16 protein-coding genes and 1 pseudogene are annotated in these 18,672 nt (G+C 72.2%); 6 read left to right on the plus strand and 11 right to left on the minus strand.

From position 1 onward, the window contains the following. Positions 1 to 94 precede the first annotated feature (94 nt). Entirely contained in the window at positions 95 to 910 is an 816-nt protein-coding gene (locus GVV04_RS29585) for an alpha/beta fold hydrolase (RefSeq protein ID WP_161692303.1), read from the minus strand. A 155-nt stretch (positions 911 to 1,065) separates the two neighbouring features. After that, positions 1,066 to 1,731, minus strand: coding sequence for a DUF4097 family beta strand repeat-containing protein (locus tag GVV04_RS29590; protein ID WP_161692304.1), 666 nt, complete (start codon positions 1,729 to 1,731; stop codon positions 1,066 to 1,068). A gap of 238 nt (positions 1,732 to 1,969) precedes the next feature. Here GVV04_RS29590 and GVV04_RS29595 point away from each other — a divergent pair, with 238 nt between their 5' ends. Together GVV04_RS29595 and GVV04_RS29600 are read left to right on the plus strand one after the other, a co-directional pair. Then, positions 1,970 to 2,725 (plus strand): helix-turn-helix domain-containing protein, encoded by a 756-nt coding sequence (locus tag GVV04_RS29595; protein ID WP_161692305.1) that lies wholly within the window; start codon positions 1,970 to 1,972, stop codon positions 2,723 to 2,725. A gap of 117 nt (positions 2,726 to 2,842) precedes the next feature. Beyond that, positions 2,843 to 3,844, plus strand: a complete 1,002-nt coding sequence (locus GVV04_RS29600; RefSeq protein ID WP_161692306.1) for a Rossmann-fold NAD(P)-binding domain-containing protein — start codon at positions 2,843 to 2,845, stop codon at positions 3,842 to 3,844. Positions 3,845 to 4,274: 430 nt separating this feature from the next. On the opposite strand, the gene GVV04_RS29605 is transcribed toward GVV04_RS29600, so the two are convergent. Then, positions 4,275 to 5,249, minus strand: a complete 975-nt coding sequence (locus tag GVV04_RS29605) for an Acg family FMN-binding oxidoreductase (protein WP_161692307.1) — start codon at positions 5,247 to 5,249, stop codon at positions 4,275 to 4,277. A 189-nt stretch (positions 5,250 to 5,438) separates the two neighbouring features. Between GVV04_RS29605 and GVV04_RS29610 the strand changes: the two genes are divergently transcribed. Further along, positions 5,439 to 6,077, plus strand: a complete 639-nt coding sequence (locus GVV04_RS29610; protein ID WP_161692308.1) for a response regulator — start codon at positions 5,439 to 5,441, stop codon at positions 6,075 to 6,077. Between the two features lie 742 nt (positions 6,078 to 6,819). On the opposite strand, the gene GVV04_RS29615 is transcribed toward GVV04_RS29610, so the two are convergent. Beyond that, positions 6,820 to 7,386 carry a TetR/AcrR family transcriptional regulator gene (locus GVV04_RS29615; protein ID WP_161692309.1) on the minus strand — a complete coding sequence of 189 codons (567 nt, stop codon included), beginning with the start codon at positions 7,384 to 7,386 and terminating at the stop codon, positions 6,820 to 6,822. A gap of 81 nt (positions 7,387 to 7,467) precedes the next feature. On the opposite strand from GVV04_RS29615, the gene GVV04_RS29620 reads away from it, so the two are divergent. Continuing rightward, entirely contained in the window at positions 7,468 to 9,018 is a 1,551-nt protein-coding gene (locus tag GVV04_RS29620) for an MFS transporter (protein WP_201754357.1), read from the plus strand. 182 nt (positions 9,019 to 9,200) lie between these two features. Here the strand turns inward: GVV04_RS29620 and GVV04_RS29625 are convergent, their stop codons facing one another. The 3 genes from GVV04_RS29625 to GVV04_RS29635 all read right to left on the minus strand — a co-directional run bounded on the left by GVV04_RS29625 (position 9,201) and on the right by GVV04_RS29635 (position 12,743). Next, on the minus strand, positions 9,201 to 9,800 hold the full coding sequence (locus GVV04_RS29625) for a pentapeptide repeat-containing protein (protein ID WP_161692310.1): 600 nt from the start codon (positions 9,798 to 9,800) through the stop codon (positions 9,201 to 9,203). A gap of 149 nt (positions 9,801 to 9,949) precedes the next feature. Next, positions 9,950 to 11,650, minus strand: coding sequence for a sensor histidine kinase (locus GVV04_RS29630; protein WP_161692346.1), 1,701 nt, complete (start codon positions 11,648 to 11,650; stop codon positions 9,950 to 9,952). A gap of 88 nt (positions 11,651 to 11,738) precedes the next feature. Beyond that, positions 11,739 to 12,743 carry an Acg family FMN-binding oxidoreductase gene (locus tag GVV04_RS29635; RefSeq protein ID WP_161692311.1) on the minus strand — a complete coding sequence of 335 codons (1,005 nt, stop codon included), beginning with the start codon at positions 12,741 to 12,743 and terminating at the stop codon, positions 11,739 to 11,741. A 366-nt stretch (positions 12,744 to 13,109) separates the two neighbouring features. Here GVV04_RS29635 and GVV04_RS34160 point away from each other — a divergent pair, with 366 nt between their 5' ends. Beyond that, positions 13,110 to 13,241, plus strand: a complete 132-nt coding sequence (locus GVV04_RS34160; protein WP_268926378.1) for a hypothetical protein — start codon at positions 13,110 to 13,112, stop codon at positions 13,239 to 13,241. On the opposite strand, the gene GVV04_RS29640 is transcribed toward GVV04_RS34160, so the two are convergent. The 4 genes from GVV04_RS29640 to GVV04_RS29655 form a co-directional block, all read right to left on the minus strand. Next, the gene (locus GVV04_RS29640; RefSeq protein WP_161692312.1) at positions 13,220 to 14,095 is read right to left on the minus strand and encodes a universal stress protein; all 876 of its coding nucleotides are present in this window, start codon (positions 14,093 to 14,095) and stop codon (positions 13,220 to 13,222) included. The genes GVV04_RS34160 and GVV04_RS29640 overlap by 22 nt on opposite strands. A 39-nt stretch (positions 14,096 to 14,134) precedes the next feature. Further along, a complete protein-coding gene (locus tag GVV04_RS29645) occupies positions 14,135 to 16,555 on the minus strand; it encodes a phosphoketolase family protein (protein ID WP_161692313.1) in 2,421 nt (806 codons plus the stop codon). A 121-nt stretch (positions 16,556 to 16,676) separates the two neighbouring features. Further along, positions 16,677 to 17,537, minus strand: coding sequence for a universal stress protein (locus tag GVV04_RS29650; RefSeq protein WP_161692314.1), 861 nt, complete (start codon positions 17,535 to 17,537; stop codon positions 16,677 to 16,679). Positions 17,538 to 17,750: 213 nt separating this feature from the next. After that, the gene (locus GVV04_RS29655; protein ID WP_201754358.1) at positions 17,751 to 17,969 is read right to left on the minus strand and encodes a helix-turn-helix transcriptional regulator; all 219 of its coding nucleotides are present in this window, start codon (positions 17,967 to 17,969) and stop codon (positions 17,751 to 17,753) included. 492 nt (positions 17,970 to 18,461) lie between these two features. Between GVV04_RS29655 and GVV04_RS29660 the strand changes: the two are divergent. Next, positions 18,462 to 18,665: pseudogene (locus GVV04_RS29660) on the plus strand (hypothetical protein); the annotation flags it as partial. Positions 18,666 to 18,672 lie beyond the last annotated feature (7 nt).

Genomic DNA, 18,672 nt, shown 5'->3' on the forward strand with positions numbered 1-18,672 from the left:
CGCACGCTGGGCTCCGTGGCCCCGGCGCGACCAGACGCGGTCGAGCTGGACGATGACGACGGCGTGTGTTGTCGTCAGTCCGCTGGTCGTGTCTTCAGCGCCTCCCGCGGTCGAGGGCGGCGACCTCGCGCACGGCCTCGGCGATGGCCGGGAAGTCCTTCTTGAGGATCGCGCCGTGGTTGCTGGCGACCTTCGCGCCGATCCGGATGTTCGGGTTACGGGCGGTCACCGCATCGAGGCTGGTGCGTATCCGTTCCTGCTCGTCACCGCGGCTTCCGAGGGACGTCCCCGAGGCGACCACGTACCGCACCGGGACGGTGATGGTGTCCAGCACGGGGCCCAGCTCGCGCTCGCGGGAGAGCCTGCCGAGCTCGATGTTGCTGTTCGCCTGCTGTTCGGCGGTCATCCGCGGGGCCAGGCCCGTCGGGCGCAGCAGCGGCAGGAACCAGCTCATCCGCCGGAACAGCGTCCGGATCCGCTGCTCCATGGCCTCGTCGAGCCAGTCGTACGGGAACGCGCCGTCGACCAGGACCGCGCCCAAGGCCCGCTCCGGATTCCGGCTGGCCCAGTGCGCCCCGACGACCGCCCCGTAGGACCAGCCCACCACCAGCGCCCGGTCCACGCCCCTGGCCGCGAGAACGGCATCGACATCCCGGACGGCTGCCTCGAAGGAGTAGTCCGCCGAACGCTTCGACTTGCCGCGGGCCCGCTCGTCGTAGGTGATGTGCCGCCACCCCGTCCCCAGCTCAGCCATGACCCGCCGCCAGTACCCCTGGGTGGCGAACTGGCCGTTGAGGTAGACAACAGGGGTGCCGGGACCGCCGGTGTCGGTGACGGCCAGGGCCGTGTCGTCAACCGGCATCATGCCGGTCCACTTCGACATGGCCGAGGAAGTGCTGTTCTTCGTCATGAGTTCCACCTGTTCGTGTTAGGCGTCTTGGGCGACTTCTCCGGGCCCTGCACGTGGCTCGCGGGCCCCTCGGGACGGACGGCCGCGTCGTCGGCGACGACCGACAGGGTCTCGATCGCGGGTAGTCCCGGCCGGGTTGTCCCGGTTCTGCTCCTTCAGAGGCTGTGGGCGGTGATGTCGCCGTGGGAGGTGGTGGCGCGGATGTCGAGTTCGGCGGTGCCATCGTTCTTGAGGGCGTTGCTGATGCGGCCGTAACCGGTGCCGGCGTCCAGGGCGGCCGAGATGCCGGCGGCGGCCGAGACCGAGATGTCGCCGGACTGGGTGTGGAGCACGACCGTGCCGCGCACGGCCTCGGTGATCCGGATGTCGCCCCTTGCGGTGCTGATCTCCGCGGGGCCGTTGAGCCGATCGACCTCGACGTCGCCGTCGATCGCAGTGAGTCGGACGCTCGCGGCCTCGTCGATCTTGATCTGGCGGTACGCGCCTTCGACGGCGACGTCGCCGAGGCGTCCGACGCCGCGGAACTCGGTGCTGGCGGCCTTGGCCTCGATGTGGGAGCCGGCGGGCAGTTGGACGGTGACCTCCAAGGATCCGGAGGGGCCGAAGAGCTGGTTGTCGGGGGCCGAGGTGGTGATCCGCAGGACGCCGTCGGCGTAGGCGACGGTGGTCTGCTCAGCGGCCCTGGTGTCGCGGCTCTTGGCGGGGTCGGCGGGCCGGACCTCGACGGTGGTGTCGGCGCGGTCGGCGGCGATGACCTGGATGCGTCCGGCCGGGACGTCCAGGACGGCGGAGACCGGGGCGGGGGTGTCGAACTTCTGCATCGTGCTCTCCCGTGCTCGCTCGTTGTTTCTGATACCGGAAACGCTACGTTGCTTTCCAGAACGAGGCAACATCTTCGTTGCGCAGAACCAGCATATTGCCGGGTCAAAGCACTAAAGCTGTTGCAATGATCCTGATAACAACGCAACGACGACCGCGCTGATCATTGCAATGAATGAGAAGTGAACGCTATAGTTGGGGGATCAGGGACCGCCATGAGGGATCACCGAGGAGATCGCGATGCCGGGAGGCAGACTCACCCAGCAGGAACGCCAGCAGATCGCGCTGGGGCTGGCCGACAGCCTCCCCTACGCCGAGATCGCCCGACGCCTCGACCGTCCGACGTCGACGATCACGCGTGAGGTGATGCGCAACGGCGGCCCCACCGCCTACCGCGCCGACCTGGCCCACCGCGCCGCCGAACGCCGCGCCCGCCGGCGCAGGCCCCCCTCGGGACGAGGGGCGGAGTCGGTCCCCCAGCCACACGGGCGCGACGCCGAGGCTGTGGCCGAATACGAGGAGACGTTCACCACCGTCCTCATGGCTTCGGGCCTGGCCAAGATGGCGGCCCGGGTGCTGACCTGCCTGTTCACCACCGACGAGGGCAGCCTCACCGCGTCCCAACTCGCCCAGCGCCTCCAGGTCAGCCCGGCGTCCATCTCCAAGGCGATCGCCTTCCTGGAGAGCCAGAGCCTCGTCCGCCGAGAACGCGACGAACGCCGCCGCGACCGCTACGTCGTCGACGACGAACTCTTCTACCAGGCGACGATCGCCAGCGCCCGAGCCAACGACCAGCTCGTCGAAACCGCCCGCCAAGGCGTCGCCATCCTCGGCTCCCAAACCCGCGCCGCCACCCGCCTGGAGAACATCGCCCGCTTCCTCGACTTCATCAGCGAGAGCATCACCCGTGCCGCCGAGCAGGCCCGTGAACTCCTCCACACCGAACCCGAGACAACCTCAAACGACACCGCCCAGCCAGGTCCGGACCACGGATAGGCAACCGGCTGGCTCCGCGCCGCGCGACCCGGCGGGCCCGGTCGGCTTCTGCCGTCGGCAGATCCGCTGCCGGTGAACATCGTCGACGCCGCGCCCCGGCGGCGGCAGGCTGGGCCGATGAGACTTCTGGTGCTGGGCGGGACGGGCTTCGTGGGCGGCGCGACGGTCGGCGAGGCGGTACGGCGCGGCTGGTCGGTGACGGTCTTCAACCGAGGGGTCAGCGGCGGCATGCTGCCGGCGGGCGTGCGCCGGTTGCGGGGTGACCGGACGGTGCCCGACGGCCTGGCCGCGCTGGCCGGCGGCGAGTGGGACCTGGTGGTCGACACCTGGGACGGCGCGCCGCGCGCGGTGCGGGACGCGGCCCGGGCGCTGCACGGCTCGGTGGGCTGGTACGGCTACGTCTCCAGCGGCTCCGTCTACGCGCCGCCGTTCTCGCTCGGTGCGGCCGAGGACGCGCCCGTCGTGGCCGCCGAGCCGGACGCCACCGGCGGCGGGTACCCGGAGCTGAAGGCCGGCGGCGAGCGGGCCGCGGTGGAGGTGTTCGGCGACCGGGCGCTGCTGGCCCGGGCCGGGTTGATCCTCGGGCCGGGCGAGGACATCGGGCGGCTGCCCTGGTGGCTGACCCGGATCGCCCGGGGCGGCGACGTGCTCGCCCCCGGCCCCACCGACCTGCCGGTGCAGTACGTCGACGTCCGTGACCTGGCGATCTGGCTGCTGGACCGGGGCGTGGCGGGCGACGGCGGGGCGTACAACGTGGTGTCGCGGACCGGGCACGCGACCATGGGTGAGCTGCTCGACGCCTGCGTCGCGGCCACCGGGTCGGCGGCCCGGCTGCGCTGGACCACGCCGGAGCCGATCCTCGCCGCCGGCGTGGAGCCCTGGAACGACCTGCCGATCTGGGTCCCCGTCGGGCACGAGTACCGCATGCTGCACGAGCGGGCCGTCGAGCGGGCGTACGCGACGGGGCTGACCTGCCGGCCGGCGGCCGAGACCATCGCCGACACCTGGGCCTGGCTGTGCGAGGTGGGGACGGTGCCGCCGCGCGCCGGCCGCCCGCCCCGGCAGGCCGTGGGCCTGGACCCGCAGCGGGAGGCGGCCCTGCTCGCCGCCGCCCGCTGATCGGTACATGCGAGCTCTCATCTCGCGGCTTCTTGAGGAATCTCCTCTGGCCTCGGAGAATGTGATAGCCGGCGTTCGCCGAGGGGAGAGGTCGGGCGATGAATAGCATTGGTTGGACCGTGCTCATCGTGTTACTGCTTACCGCTTTCGCTCTGTTCCGGGTCCGGAGGGCGTCGGCACGTCGACGTGACGAGGCGGTGGAAGGCCGACTAGCCATCAAGCGACTGGCGGATGAAAGAAAGAAGCGCGACCGTGGGACGATCCGGGGCGCGGGCAGTGAGGGAGACCGCAACCTGCCCTATCAGGCTTGGCTCGGCTCGGACACGAGCAGCGGCACCTGAACGGTGTTGATTTTCAAGCGACCCTCCGGAAATTTCGCCGACCCGTTACCAGGCCGTTGTCCGACGGTGAACAGCGGCGGCCGGGCGGCTCAGGCCCGGGCTACCGGCAGGTCGAGCACCTCGTCGACGCTGCGGCGCGGCGTCGGGGAGCCCGGCTGGCCGTACCCGATGCGCATCACCATCTGCGGGGTGCCGAACCGGCCCAGGGACAGCCGCAGCGCCTCCCGTGCCCCCGGCACCTCGATCGGCTGGGAGAGCATCGACACGCCCAGCCCGGCGTCGGTGGCGGTGAGCAGCACCCGTTGCAGGGCCTGGCCGGCGATCACCTGGTCGGTGGTGGTGTTGCCCGTCGCGCCGAGCACGGCGACCAGCGGCTCCGGCTCGAAGTCCCGCCCCGGGGCCCGGTCGCGCCCACCGAAGCCGCGGCTGGGCAGCAGGTCCTGCGGTTCGCCCAGCGGGCCGCCGGCGGCGGCCGGGATTCCGTCGGGGGCGGGCGCGGTGCGTACCCAGTCGGCCAGTTCGGCGCGGTAGGCGGGGTCGCGCTCCAGGACCCGGTTGGCGCTGCGGGCGATCTCGGCGAACGCGTTGACGGCGCTGACCCCGATCACCAGTTCCAGCCAGCCCTGCTCGGCGCGGGCCGCCTCGCCGAGCCGCCAGCGGGCGTCGGCGGGCACCGGGTCGGGCCAGAACGGGGTGCGGTGGCTGAACCGGTGCGGGATGGCCGCGTACAGGCTCCGCTCCGCCGGGGTCGGGTGGCGTGGCACGTCGGGGGTGAGCCGGGCGAGCACGTCGGTCTCCGTCGGGTACGGACGCAGCCGGACCTTCGCCGGGGTGCCCGCCACGGCCAGCGACAGCCGCAGGTTGAACAGGGCCGCCCCGCAGGCGATCCGGGCACCCCAGCCGCTCGGGTCGGTGGCCGGCAGCCGGCGCTCGCGGTCCACCGCCACCTCGATTCCGCCGTCGCGCAGGCGGAACCGCCATGGCTGGGTGTTGTGCAGCGACGGCGCCCGGACGGCGTCCGCCGCGGCGGCCCTGAGCTGCTCGACGGTGAAGTCGGTCTCCATGGTGGTGCTCCTTCCCGTGGCAGTTCCTGCCGCCCCGTTTCGGTCCACCTCCACGGTGCGTGATAGGGGCGGTGTGCGGGCAGGGCCGGATGTCCCCTCTGCCCCGGGACCCCCTGCCCAGGCGGCCCCCGGTCGGCGTCGGGACCTTCGGCCCGTGCGAGGGGCGGCGCGAGGGGGTAGAAATGGGGGATGATCCGGGTGTTCCTTCTCGACGACCACGAGGTCGTCCGTCGTGGCCTTGCCGACCTGCTCACCAGCAGCGGCGACATCGAGGTGGTGGGTGAGTCGGGCTCCGCCCAGGAGGCGGCCCGTCGCATCCCCTCGCTGCGGCCCGACGTGGCGATCCTCGACGCCCGGCTGCCAGACGGCAACGGCATCGACGTGTGCCGGGACGTCCGCGCCGTGGACTCGTCGATCAAAGGGCTGATCCTCACCTCGTACGAGGACGACGAGGCGCTGTTCGCGGCGATCATGGCCGGCGCGTCCGGCTACGTGCTCAAGCAGATCCGCGGCACCGACCTGGTCGACGCGGTGCACCGGGTGGCCGCCGGGCAGTCGCTGCTCGACCCGGCGATCACGACCCGGGTGCTGGATCGCATTCGCAGCGGCGTGGAGCAGCCCAACGAGCTGAAGGCCCTCACCGAGCAGGAGCGCCGCATCCTGGAGTACGTCGCCGAGGGGCTGACCAATCGGGAGATCGCCGGCAAGATGTTCCTGGCCGAGAAGACGGTGAAGAACTACGTCTCCAGCGTGCTGGCCAAGCTGGGCCTGGAGCGCCGTACCCAGGCCGCCGTCCTGGCCACCCGCCTCCTGGGCCCCCGCCACTAGCTAGGGCCCCGGAGCGGCATCCACCGCATGGGGGTAAGTGCGGTAGCTGCGGCTTGATCGATGGATTGCGGCGAAGATCCTGTTCATGTTGTGGGTCCTGGCCGTTGTGGGTGGGCGGGTGAGGTGGGACAGGGGGCCGGCCGTCCGGCGGTCCGAGCGGCTGGGGTGTCGGGCGGGTGGTGCCACCTCGCCTCCTTTGCTCTGCTGCCGCCACCGCAACACCAGCACCGCCGTGCAACGACCAGCACCGCCGTGCAGCACCAGCACCGGCACCGGCGTCGCGTAGCCGCTTCGCGTCGGGTGCCGGCACGAGAGGCCGGCACGAGAGGTCGGCAGAATCGTCACGCTCCGCGAGCGTTGCACCGGGGGCAGCAGAGCAAAGGGGGCGCTGTGGGGTTGCCCGCCGGTCAGCGACGACATCAGCGGCGGTGTTCCCACCCCGCCCCCTGGGGTGGGATTTCACGATCGTCTGCTGATTTTGGGGAACTCGCCCGGCGTGTCGTCTCACAAATCAGCAGACGATCACGCCACGACAGGCTGCCCTGCACCCCGACGCCACCGTGCACATCGTCGCCACCAAAGGGTGGCTGCGTCGACACACGCCAGGCACGCCCGGGGTGAGTGTCGTCAGGTCAGGCCAGCGGCCAGCGGCCAGCGGCCGTAGGCGGTCAGGGACCGGGCGACGGCTGGGCGGTGGTCCGGCTGCGCCGGATGACGACGGTCATCGCGGCGAGGTGCTCCGTCACGCACTGGCAAGGAAGGCGTGGGCCAGTGTGTGGCCGAGCAGTTGACCGGCTTCCTCGGCGGTTCTGCGCCCGACAAGAACTTCCTCGTTGGCGGCGCGGCCGAGGCCGTGGATCATCGCGTACACCCACTCGGGTGGGAGGTCGGTGCGGAGTTCACCCCGGTCGGCGGCGTCGGTCAACCACACCAGTAGCGGCTCGTCGGCCGCAGGGCGGCGCAGCGGCGCGTCGGTAGCCGCGCCACGACGGTTGTCGAGGAAGCGGTAGCGTTCGCCGACTCGGATGATCCCGGGGCCAAGACGGTGGAAGACCGTCGCGGCCGTGGCCCCCGGTGTGATCGCGGTCGTGACGACGGCCCTCTCCTCGTCGACGACGAGGTGGATGAGCGCCTGAATGAGGTGCTCCCGCGTAGGAAAGTGCCGGTAGACGGTGATTCGCGCCACGCCGGAGGCCTCGGCGATCTGCCGCATGCTCGCCTCGGGGTCGGCCGCGAGCAACCGGATGGCCGCGGCGATCACGGCGTCCCGGTTGCGTCGAGCGTCCTGCCGCATCCCATGGTCGGCCACGTTGAGCTCAGTAGCGTCACCCACCCAATAAATGATACAACCTGTCGCAACTGATACAGCGTGTTTCACTTGGAGGGCTGCGTGGGCGTGATCGAGGCAGTAGACCCGGGCCTGTCGAGGCGGAAGCGACGGTTGACCCTCGTCGCGGTGGCGTTGGGCGTGGTGATGGTCAGCCTGGACGGAACCGTCGTCCACATAGCCAACCCGACGATCGCCCGCGAACTCGGCTCGTCGATGACCGGTCTGCAGTGGGTGACCAACGGCTACCTTCTCGCCCTGGCGGTGACGTTGATCGTCGGCGGCAAGCTCGGCGACAGGTTCGGCCGGCGCCGGATCTTCGTGATCGGAGTCGTCGGTTTCGCCCTCGCCTCTCTCGGGTGCGGTCTGTCGCTGTCGACCCCGGCACTGATCGCCTTCCGGGTGTTGCAGGGATTCGCCGGGGCGTTGCTGGTGCCGAACACCCTTGCGATCCTGAGGTCGGCGTTCCCGCCGGCCGAGCTGGGCCGTGCCATCGGAACGTGGGGTGCGGCATCGGCGTTCGCCGCAGCCGCCGGACCGATCGTCGGTGGGCTGCTGGTGGAGTACCTGTCCTGGCCGGCGATCTTCCTGCTGAACGTGCCGATCGGAATGCTCGCCGCCGTGCTCGCGGTTCGCTGGATCGACGAGAGCCGCGCCCCGGGCCGCGCTGACCGCTTCGACATCGTCGGTGCCAGCATGCTGGCTGCGGCGTTGTTCGTGCTGGTCTGGGCGCTGACCGGCGCGCACGGCCGAGGGTGGGGGTACGGGGCCGCGAGCGTGGCCACGGCCCTGATTCTTCTCCTGGGGTTCGTGGCTCGACAGCGCAGCGCTCCCGCTCCGCTCCTTCCGCTGTCGCTGTTTCGTTCCCGCGCTCTGTCGGTCGGTGTCGTCCTGCTCGTAACGGGCAACCTCGCGCTGTACGGGGTGCTGTTCTCCATCGGCCTCTATCTGCAGAACGTGCACGGCTACACGCCGCTGGAGACCGGTGTTCGCCTGCTGCCGCTGATGGCGGTGTTCATGGTCAGCTCGCCGCTGGGGGGACGCCTGACCGAGAGGCTCGGGGCGCGCTGGCCGTTGGTGCTCGGGATGGCGCTGCTCGCGGCCAGCTTCTTCGGGCTGGTCGGCCTGTCGGCGGACTCCCCCTACAGCCAGCAGTGGCCATGGTTGATCCTGCTGGGGTCCGGCATGGGAATCGTCGTGGTCGCCGGGACCGAGACCGTCATCGGGACGGCGCCCGCCCGACACAGCGGGGTGGCGGGCGGTTTGCAAACCACCGCGAACCAGCTCGGTGGTGTGCTCGGCACCACGGTTTTCGGGACGGTGATCGCGACGATCGTCGCACGGACGCTACAGTCCGAACTGCATCGCGCAGATGTCCCTGACGCGATCGCCGAACAGGTCGTCGCGCACACCGGCCTGGCCGAGCAGGGAATCGCTCCACTCGCCGCGCGGACGAACGAGCTGGCCGCGGCGGCGATCACGACGGCAACGGAACGCGCGTTCATGTCCGGCATGCACGCGGTCATGTGGATCGGCGCCGGCATCGCGCTCCTCAGCGCACTGCTGGCGCTGCTGATCCCAGCACCCCGCTCGGGCAGGAACGGCGGCACCTGAGCCGATCGAGGTCGACTGGCGGGAACCGCGGCACCTGAGCCGACCGAGGTCGACTGGCGGGGACGCGGCCGATGGCTTTCGGCCGCCACGTCCACCTGCCCGACTGCCCGAGCGCGGCGGGCGGGGCGGGCGGGGCGGGCGGGGCGACCGCCGAGCGCCCCGGGGACAGCGCCGGCAGGGCGTCAGTCGACGACCGCGCCATGGGCCTCGGCCAGTACGACCGCACCCGTCAGGTCCAGCTTGGTGTTGCGCAGTCGTGCCGCCCCCAGGTCGACGCCCGCCAGGTTCGCGCCGCGGAGGTCCGCCTCGTGGAGGTTGGCGTTGCGCAGGGTCGCGCCCGAGAGGTCACAACCCCGTAGGCAGGCGTGGCTCAGGTCCGCTTCCGACAGGTCGGCATCCTGTAGCGGCACGCCGGTGAGGTCCTGCCTGGCGAGTTCGGCGCCACGCATGACGACCCCTCGCCACTGGCCGCCGGTCACCGAGATCGGACGCAGCTTGCATTCGACGAAGGTGCTGCCGCTGAGCTTGCAGCCGGTGAGGGTGGCGGTGAACAGTGAGGTGCGCCGGAACTCGCAGGTCACGAAGGCTGATGCGGTGTGGGTGGAGGCGTTCAGCCGGCAGTTGGCGAAGACGCACGACTCGAACTGCGCCCCGGTGCTGGTCGACTCGGTGAGGTCGACCTCACGGAAGACGCACCTGCGGTAGCGATGCCCCGACAGGTCGCGGCCGTACCAGTCCAGACCGACGAACTCTTCCTCGGTCCACGTCTCCGCATGGCGCATCGGTGGCTCCTCCGCTGGCGGCAGTCCGGATAAGTGATACAGACCGTATCACTTCATCGCGACGCCATCGGAGGCGTCGCGACAGCCGGCGCGATCGCGGAGCCGAGGGGCACGGGCCGAGGGGCAGGTCACGGGCCGAGGGGCGGGGGTCAGTCGCGGAGCGGGACCGACCAGCGCAGTTCCGTGCCGTGCGGGATCGCCGGGCGTACCTCGAAGTCGCCGGCGTGGCGCTCGGCGCGCTCGCGGAGGTTGACCAGGCCGCCCCGGGCGGCGGCCGGGTCGCAGCCCCGGCCGTCGTCGGTGACGGTGACCGTGACCCAGCCGCCGTCGACCCGGACCGCCACCGCGACGCGGCTGGCCTCGGCGTGGCGGACCGCGTTGGACAGCGCCTCGCGCAGCACGGCGGTCAGGTCGGGCCGGATCGGCTCGGGGACGGCGCTGTCGATCGGCCCGGTCAGCTCCAGCGTCGGCCGGAAGCCCAGCGACCCGGCGGCCACGTCGACCGCCTCGCGGATCTCGGTGCGCAGCGCCGCGCTCATCGGGGTACGCAGCTCGAAGATGGTCCGCCGGATGTCCCGGATGGTGGCGTCCAGGTCGTCGACGGCCGCGTTGATCCGCTTGGCCACCTCGGGGCGGGCGTTCATCGCGCCGCTCTGCAACTGCAGGCCGGTGGCGAACAGCCGCTGGATCACCACGTCGTGCAGGTCACGGGCGATACGCTCGCGGTCCTCCAGGACCACCAGCAGCTCCCGCTCCTCCTGCCCCCGGGCCCGCTCCATGGCCAGCGCGGCCTGCCCGGCGAAGCTGCCCAGCAGCGCCACGTCGTCGTCGGTGGCCCCGCCCCGGTCCGGCCCGTACGCGATCACCAGGACGCCGTGCAGGGTGTCGGCGGCGGCCAGCGGGGACACCACCGCCGGCCCGGCGGTCACCGGGGCCGGCCAGGGGGCCGCCTCGGCCAGGTTCTCCACCAGCTCGTGCCGCCGCCCGGTGACCGACCCGGCGAAGGCGGTCTCGGCGGCCGGCAGCACCGCCCCGACCAGCTCCCGGGCCCGCTCGTCGGCGCCGTCGACCACCTCCACGGTGAACTCGCCGGCGTCCTCGTCGTAGAGCAGCACCACGGCCAGCTCCGCCTCGGCGACCTCCCGGGACCGGCGGGCCACCAGGGTCAGCGCGTCGGTGCGCCGCACCTCGCCGAGCAGCACCGAGGTGATCTCGGCGGTGGCGGCCAGCCAGCGCTCCCGCCGGTGGGCCAGCGCGTACAGCCGGGCGTTCTCGATCGCCACGCCGGCCGCGGCGGCCAGCGCCACCACGATCTCCTCGTCGTCCTCGGTGAACTCGGCGGCGCCCTGCTTCTCGGCCAGGTAGAGGTTGCCGAACACCTGGTCGCGGATGCGCACCGGCACGCCGAGGAAGCTGTGCATCGGCGGGTGGTTCGGTGGGAAGCCGTACGACTGCGGGTGCTTGGTGATGTCCGGCATCCGCACCGGGTGCGGGTCGTCGATGAGCAGCCCGAGCACGCCCCGGCCGTGCGGCAGCTCGCCGATGCTCGCGTGCAGCTCGGGGTCGATGCCGTGCACGACGAAGTCGTGCAGCAGCCGGTCGGAGCCGATCACCCCGAGCGCGCCGTACCGGGCGCCGGCCAGATCGCAGGCGGACTGCACGATCCGTTGCAGGGTGCTGCGCAGGTCCAGGTCGGTGCCGATGCCGACCACCGCGTCGAGCAGCGCGCGCAGCCGTTCCCGGCTGGTGACCACCTCGCCCACCCGGTCCAGCATTTCCTGGAGCAGCTCGTCGAGCCGGACCCGCGACAGCGGGCTCAGCCCCAGCGACGGGGTGACGTGATCGTGCATCGGGTTCGGTGTGCTGCTGGCCACCGACCGATGCTATCGCCCGTGGCCTCGCGGCTCATGGCCCCGGTGGCCGGGCGGGGCCTGGCCCTCACGCGTCCGTGGAGCGCACCGCGGAGGTGTCCACGACCTGCTCGGTGGGCAGCCGCGGGGTGTGCGGCGGGCCGGCGTGCGCCGGGTCCGCGATCCCCATCCGGAGCACCAGGTACGGGTACGCCATCCCGGCGAGCACCTGGCGCAGGGCCTGCCGGGTGCCCTCCACCTCCACCACGCCGGACAGCGGCACCATCGACACGCCCAGCCGGGTGGCGGTCAGCCACGCCGCGGAGAGCGCCTCACCGGCCCGAAGCCAGCTGTCCCGCTCGTCCTCGTCGCCGAAGAGCAGCCCGTACACCGCCGTCCGGTCGTGGCCCTGGCCGACCGGCAGGCTGCCGGGACGGCCGAAGTCCCGACCCGGCACGGTGGTCTGCGGCGCCTGGTCGGGCAGCACCTCGGGGGGCAGACCGGTGCCGGTGCCCGTACGGCTCGTCCAGTAGGCCAGCTCATCGCGCAGCTGCGGGTCCTCCGCCTCGACCGACCCGGCGCGCGACGCAGCGGCGGCCAGCTCCATCACCTGGTCGGCGTTGAGGATCTGCAACTGGGCGCCCTCGGCGGCGGCTGCCTTCGTGATGTCGTCGACAACCGGGGTCGGCACGGGCTCGTCGCTGACCGGCCGCCGGTCGGTGTGCCGGACCTGCATGCACTGCACCGTGTGCATGGCGTCCGGGTCCGCCCCGGCGCGCTTGAGGCCGGTGACCCGGGCCAACAGCTCCGGATCGGTCGGGTCGGAGATCCGCTCGACCACGAAGGCCCAGCCCTCGGCCGCCAGTGCCACCCGGGCGTGGTGCAGGGCCGCGCCGCAGCTCAGCGCGACCAGCCGGCCCTCCGGGTCGGCGGCGCTCAGCTGGCGTTCCCGCACGACGCGCAGCTCCAGGGCGTCGGGCAGGACCCGCCAGCGCCACGGCTGCGTGTTGTGCACCGAGGGGGCGTGACCGGCCATCGCGGCGGCCTCCGCGAGGGCGGTGGTCAACGCACGGTCCGGCGTCTCGTGGCTCATCGTCACGACCTTTCGTCTCTGCCCATCGTGCCCCAGCCCGGCGGTGCTCCGGGCGGGGTTGCCGCTCCATCCTGCGGCACGGGCTGCCCGGACGCACGGGACGCGGGCCTCGTCCCGTGCGGGCGCTTCGCCTCCGCCGATCATGGCAGGTCGGACGGATGATTCGTCCGTTGGCATCCTCGCCGGTACCCGTCGTTGAGAGGATCCGCAGGTGGGCACCGAGGCGCGGGAGTGCGTGCCGGAGCAGCCGGTGCGGCGGCACTGGGCGCGGGGGCGCGAGTGGGGGCCGCTGACCGCGCTGACCGTGGGCGTGCTGGCCGGGGCGGGGCTGTGGCTCGCCGGCCGACGCACCGCGGCGGACTGGCTGTGGGCGGCGGCGACGGTGGCCGCGCTGGCCCCGGCCGCCTGGGCCGTGGGCACGTGGAGATCCGCCGCCTGGTCGACGGGATCGGCGGGCACCTGGCGCAGGAGGAGGACTACTTCTCGCTGCGCGACTGACGGCGCTCGCGGATCACCGCGACCGGGCAGTAGGCGTGCTGGATGAGCTGTTGGCCGACTGAGCCGAGCAGCATGCCGCGCAGCCCGCCCCGGCCCCGGGTGCCGACCACCACGAGCTGGGCGTCCCGGCTCGCCTCGATCAGCGCGCGGGCCGGGCGGCCGGTCACCACGTCGACGGTCACCTCGACCTCGGGGAACGTCCTGCGCCACTCGGCCAGCGGCTCACCCAGCGCCGCCCGCTCCGCCGCCACCGCGTCGTCGGGGGCGGGGCCGCCGTCCGCCGTCGGCTCCCAGGCCCGCACCACGTGCAGCGGTACGTGCCGTTGGGCCGCCCGCTCGACGGCGAACCCGAGGGCCAGCAGCGACGTCGGCGACCCGTCGACCCCGACCACCACCCGCCCGGCGCGGCCTGCGGCGGCGGCGTCACGGACCACCACCACCGGGCAGTGGGCGTGTGCGGTCACCGACACGGCGGTGGAACCGACGAGCAGCCCGCCGAATCCGCCGTGACCCCGGCTGCCGAGCACGAGCAGGCCGGCCTCGGCGGAGCGTTCCTCCAGCACGAGCGCCGGGGGCCCGTCGAACACCTCGCCGTGCACCGTCACCCCGGGCCGCGCGGCGGTGGCGTCGGCGGCGGCCTTGCGGACCAGCTCCTCCACCTGCCGCCGGGCGGTCTCGTCGGGCCAGATGCCGGGGGCCACCCCGGGGCCGATCCACCCGGCCACGGTCACCCACTCGAAGACGTACGCCAGGCGGACCGGCCGTCCGGTGCGCTCCGCCTCGTCCAGCGCCCAGTTCAGGGCGACGGTGGCGTCGGCGGAACCGTCGTAGCCGACCAGGATCTCGTCACTCATCGGGTCCGCCTTTCGTTCGCGACTGCGGGGCTCGCAAGCTCACTCCTCGCGCTCACCGGGTCCGCCTTTCGTTGCCTCGGGGGCCGTCTCCCGGATCCAGCGCCACTCGGCGACCCGCGGGTCGTCCTCGCCGAAGCGGCGGGTGTGGTCGCGGCAGGCCTGCCGGGCGTCCACCATCTCCTGGCGCAGGCGCGCGGCCCGGGAGGCCAGGCCCGGCGTCCGGTCGATCACGTCGATCACCAGGTGGAACCGGTCCAGGTCGTTGAGCATCACCATGTCGAACGGCGTGGTGGTGGTGCCCTCCTCCTTGTACCCGCGCACGTGCAGGTTGTCGTGGTTAGCCCGGCGGTAGGTGAGCCGGTGGATCAGCCACGGGTAGCCGTGGTACGCGAAGATGATCGGCTTGTCGCGGGTGAAGATGGTGTCGAACTCGTTGTCCGGCAGGCCGTGCGGGTGCTCCGACGGCGGCTGGAGGCGCATCAGGTCGACCACGTTGACCACCCGCACCTTCAACCCGGGCAGGTGCTGGCGGAGCAGCTCGGCGGCGGCCAGGGTCTCCAGCGTCGGCACGTCCCCGGCGCAGCCGAGCACCACGTCCGGTTCGTCGCCGTCGTCGGTGCTGGCCCAGTCCCAGATGCCCAGGCCGCGCCGGCAGTGCTGGACCGCCTCGTCCATGGTCAGCCAGTTGGGCGCGGGCTGCTTGCCGGCCACCACCACGTTGATGTAGTGCCGGCTGCGCAGGCAGTGGTCCATCGTGGACAGCAGGGTGTTGCCGTCCGGCGGCAGGTAGACCCGGACCACCTCGGCCTTCTTGTTCATCACGTGGTCGATGAAGCCCGGGTCCTGGTGGGAGAACCCGTTGTGGTCCTGCCGCCAGACGTGGCTGGAGAGCAGGTAGTTCAGCGAGGCCACCGGCTGCCGCCACGGGATGGCCCGGGTCACCTTCAGCCACTTGGCGTGCTGGTTGACCATCGAGTCGACGATGTGGATGAACGCCTCGTAGCTGGTGAAGATGCCGTGCCGGCCGGTCAGCAGGTAGCCCTCCAGCCAGCCCTGGCACAGGTGCTCGGAGAGCACCTCCATCACCCGGCCGTCGGGGGAGAGGTGGTCGTCGTCGGCCGTGGTCTCGCCGACGAACGCCCGGTCGGTGACCTCGAAGGCCGCGCCGAGCCGGTTGGAGGCCACCTCGTCGGGGCCGAACAGGCGGAACGTCTGCGGGTTGGCGGCGATCACGTCGCGGACCCAGTTGCCGAGCACGCCGGTGGCCCCGGCCGTCGGCTCGCCGGGCCGCTCGACGTCGACCGCGTACTCCCGGAAGTCCGGCAGGGTCAGGTCGCGCAGCACCGTACCGCCGTTGGTGACCGGGTTGGCGCTCATCCGCAGGTCGCCCTTCGGGGGGAGCGCGGCCAGCTCGGCGACCGGTGCGCCGGTGGCGTCGAACAGCTCCTCCGGCCGGTAGCTGCGCAGCCAGCGCTCCAGCTCGGCCAGGTGCTCCGGGTTGTCACGCACCTCGGCGATCGGCACCTGGTGGGCGTGGAACGTCCCCTGCACCTGCTTGCCGTCGACCTTGTCCGGGCCGGTCCAGCCCTTCGGCGTACGCAGGATGATCATCGGCCAGCGGGGGCGCTCGACCGCGCCGCCGGAGCGGGCCCGGCGTTGGATGTCGGCGATCTCGTCGACCGCCCGGTCCAGGGTCGAGGCGAGGAGCTGGTGCACGGTCGCCGGGTCGTCACCGGCGACGACGTACGGCTGGTAGCCGAAGCCGCGCATCATGTTCAGCAGGTCGTCGGTGGGGATCCGGTCCAGCACCGCCGGGTTGGCGATCTTGTAGCCGTTCAGGTGCAGGATGGGCAGCACCGCCCCGTCCCGGGCCGGGTTGAGGAAGACGTTGGACAGCCAGCTCCCCGCGAGCGGGCCGGTCTCCGCCTCGCCGTCGCCGATCACGCAGGCGACCAGCAGGTCCGGGTTGTCGAACGCGGCACCGTACGCGTGGCTCAGCGCGTATCCCAGCTCGCCGCCCTCGTGGATCGAACCCGGCACCTCCGGTGCGACGTGGCTCGGGATGCCACCGGGGAAGGAGAACTGGCGGAACAGCCGCTGCATGCCCGCCTCGTCGCGGGTGACCGAGTGGTACAGCTCGCTGTAGGTGCCCTCCAGCCAGGTGTTCGCCACCAGGGCGGGGCCGCCGTGCCCGGGGCCGGTGATGAAGATCGTCGGCAGCTTCCGGTCGACGATGACCCGGTTGAGGTGGGCGTAGAGCAGGTTCAAGCCGGGGCTGGTGCCCCAGTGGCCGAGCAGCCGCGGCTTGACGTGCTCGGGCCGCAACGGCTCCCGCAGCAGCGGGTTGTCCAGCAGGTAGATCTGCCCGACGGTCAGGTAGTTGGCCGCCCGCCAGTACGCGTCCAGCCGGCGCAGCTCGTCATCGGTCAGGGGACTGTGCAGGTCTACAGCGGTGTCCATGCTGCGTTACCCTCTCGCGAATCGGGGATTTTCGCATCCGGTGTCCCGGCTACCCGGCGCATTCAGCCTCGTCGCCCAACCGGGGAGCGGGCAGGGCCGTTGGTCCCGGGACCTGCGGGCGTCATGCCCCGTCCGGCGTGGTGGGAACGAGTCCACGGACGACGATGACCGGGGCGGGGGAGTGGTATAGCAGCGACTGGCTGACCGCGCCGAGCATCCCGCGCAGCGGTTCGTCCCCCCTGCCGGCCACGATCGCGAGCTGCGCCGAGCGGGACCGGTCGACCAGGACGTTCCCGGGGTCGCCGAGGACGCTGTGGCACTCGACCGGCACCGAGGGGTGCCGCCGTCCGTACCGGGCCACCGCCTCGACCAGTTCGGCGCGGGCGTCCTCGGCGGACCCGGCCGGGTCGCCGCCCCCGACCGTTCGCGCCGGCTCGGTGACCTGGACGGCGAGCAGCGGGGCCGACCGGCGGGCGGCGCAGTCGAAGGCGAACCCCAGCGCCGCCCGGGAGCTCGCCGACCCGTCGACGCCGACCAGCACCGGGCCCGGCGGCGGCGGCTCGGGGCGCACCACGAGCACCGGGCAGCCGGCCTGGGCGGCGAGCTGCACCGCCAGCGCGTCGGCGGGGATGCAGTCCTCGCAGCGGGACATTCCACCGTCACCGACGGCGACCAGGAACGCCGACTCGGAGCGACGGATCAGCGCGCCCAGCGGGGAGCCCTCGACGATCTCCCCGCTCACGGGCAGCGCCGGTTCCACCTCGCCGGCTGCGGCGGCGGCCCGTTCGAGCAGGTCCTCGGCCTCGGTGCGTGGGCCGGCCTCGGAGGGGGCCTCCAGGGCCGCCGCCCAGTTGAAAGCGTGCAGCAGGCTGAGCGGGCGGTTGCGGCTCGCGGCCTCGCGGGCCGCCAGCCGGACGACCTGGAGGGTGTCGTCCGACGAACCGATCGCGGCCACCACCGGCGCGTCGGCGGTTGCGGCCATCCGGCCTCACCTCCCCGCGCCACGATGCCTCTGTGACCGAGCGTAGTGGCGTGGATGAGCGCGCGGGGCCGGATCGGTGGGGTCACCGGGGGCGCGAGCTCATGGCCGTCTGTGTCGTAGTGATGGTCCTGATCGTCGGCGTGCTGGTATCTCTCCCCGAGCCATCTGAGCCGCGGAGCCTGAAGCCGTCGCCTCCCGTATGGGGGGCGTTGGTCAGCCCGGGGTGTCCTCGTCCGCTGGCGGCTGGGGCTGGCGGTACTTCTTGATCCACGCCTCGACGTCCTCGGCCAACCAGACCTTCATGCCGCGCAGTTCCCGGTACGGCCTGGGGAAGGTGGGCCGGTTCACGATCTGCTGAAACCGGGACCGGGAGACGCCCAGACGTTGGGCGATCTCGTAAGGGCCCATCAGGTCGCCCGGTCCAGCAGCCATGGTCTGAACGTATGCACGGTCTGATCTCCCCGAACGGCGATCCCGGATTGGGGGTCCCCAATTTGACACCTGGGCAACTGGCGGTGTGTGAGTACCCCCGCCCTGGTGGAGCTGGGCTCGGCGGGGCGGGGTGCCGCAGAAACCGGACCCCGTGGGAGGCACCGATGGCGCTGCAAGACGCCCGACACCTCGAACTCGTGAAGCTGCGCCAGGACTTTCGGTGGGACTCCTGCGTCTCGTGGATCTGGAGGGGTCGGGACCGGCTTGACCTCGCCCGGGCGGCAGGCACGTCCGGTGCGGCCGGATCGGTCGTACGCCGGGCCAGGGCGCGGTGACTGCGCGTCGGCTGCCCCTGTTGATCCTGGATGCCTGGCGTGCCCTCGACTGGCATAAGCACCGGCGGTGTGCCGCTTGTCGCCCGAGCGGCGGGTGTCCCCTGGTCGAGGTGGCCAAGGCCCGGATCAGGGCATGGCGACGCTACTGCCCTCGCCGATGATCGAACTCAAGGCCGGCGACGTCCTTCACGTAACCGCCGCGTGCAGCGTGCAGTTCACCAAGCCGATCATGTTCCGCCTGATCAAAGTTCGGCACGACCTGGTCACCTACGACCACTGGATCTGGCTCGACGGCTACCAGCTCGACGCCAAAGGCGAGGCCGTGGCCCGCCGGGAGATCTTCGTCCAGCCGGCGGGGGTGACGGTCC

It is taken from the genome of Micromonospora rubida (assembly GCF_009908295.1).
In the GTDB taxonomy this organism is placed as follows: domain Bacteria; phylum Actinomycetota; class Actinomycetes; order Mycobacteriales; family Micromonosporaceae; genus Micromonospora; species Micromonospora rubida.

Bases quoted from the DNA above. Each gene is read 5' to 3' on its own strand.
- GVV04_RS29585 (WP_161692303.1), bottom strand. From the start codon at position 910: ATGACGAAGAACAGCACTTCCTCGGCCATGTCGAAGTGGACCGGCATG.
- GVV04_RS29590 (WP_161692304.1), bottom strand. From the start codon at position 1,731: ATGCAGAAGTTCGACACCCCCGCCCCGGTCTCCGCCGTCCTGGACGTC.
- GVV04_RS29595 (WP_161692305.1), top strand. From the start codon at position 1,970: ATGCCGGGAGGCAGACTCACCCAGCAGGAACGCCAGCAGATCGCGCTG.
- GVV04_RS29600 (WP_161692306.1), top strand. From the start codon at position 2,843: ATGAGACTTCTGGTGCTGGGCGGGACGGGCTTCGTGGGCGGCGCGACG.
- GVV04_RS29605 (WP_161692307.1), bottom strand. From the start codon at position 5,249: ATGGAGACCGACTTCACCGTCGAGCAGCTCAGGGCCGCCGCGGCGGAC.
- GVV04_RS29610 (WP_161692308.1), top strand. From the start codon at position 5,439: ATGATCCGGGTGTTCCTTCTCGACGACCACGAGGTCGTCCGTCGTGGC.
- GVV04_RS29625 (WP_161692310.1), bottom strand. From the start codon at position 9,800: ATGCGCCATGCGGAGACGTGGACCGAGGAAGAGTTCGTCGGTCTGGAC.
- GVV04_RS29630 (WP_161692346.1), bottom strand. From the start codon at position 11,650: ATGCACGATCACGTCACCCCGTCGCTGGGGCTGAGCCCGCTGTCGCGG.
- GVV04_RS29635 (WP_161692311.1), bottom strand. From the start codon at position 12,743: ATGAGCCACGAGACGCCGGACCGTGCGTTGACCACCGCCCTCGCGGAG.
- GVV04_RS29640 (WP_161692312.1), bottom strand. From the start codon at position 14,095: ATGAGTGACGAGATCCTGGTCGGCTACGACGGTTCCGCCGACGCCACC.
- GVV04_RS29645 (WP_161692313.1), bottom strand. From the start codon at position 16,555: ATGGACACCGCTGTAGACCTGCACAGTCCCCTGACCGATGACGAGCTG.
- GVV04_RS29650 (WP_161692314.1), bottom strand. From the start codon at position 17,537: ATGGCCGCAACCGCCGACGCGCCGGTGGTGGCCGCGATCGGTTCGTCG.
- GVV04_RS29655 (WP_201754358.1), bottom strand. From the start codon at position 17,969: ATGGCTGCTGGACCGGGCGACCTGATGGGCCCTTACGAGATCGCCCAA.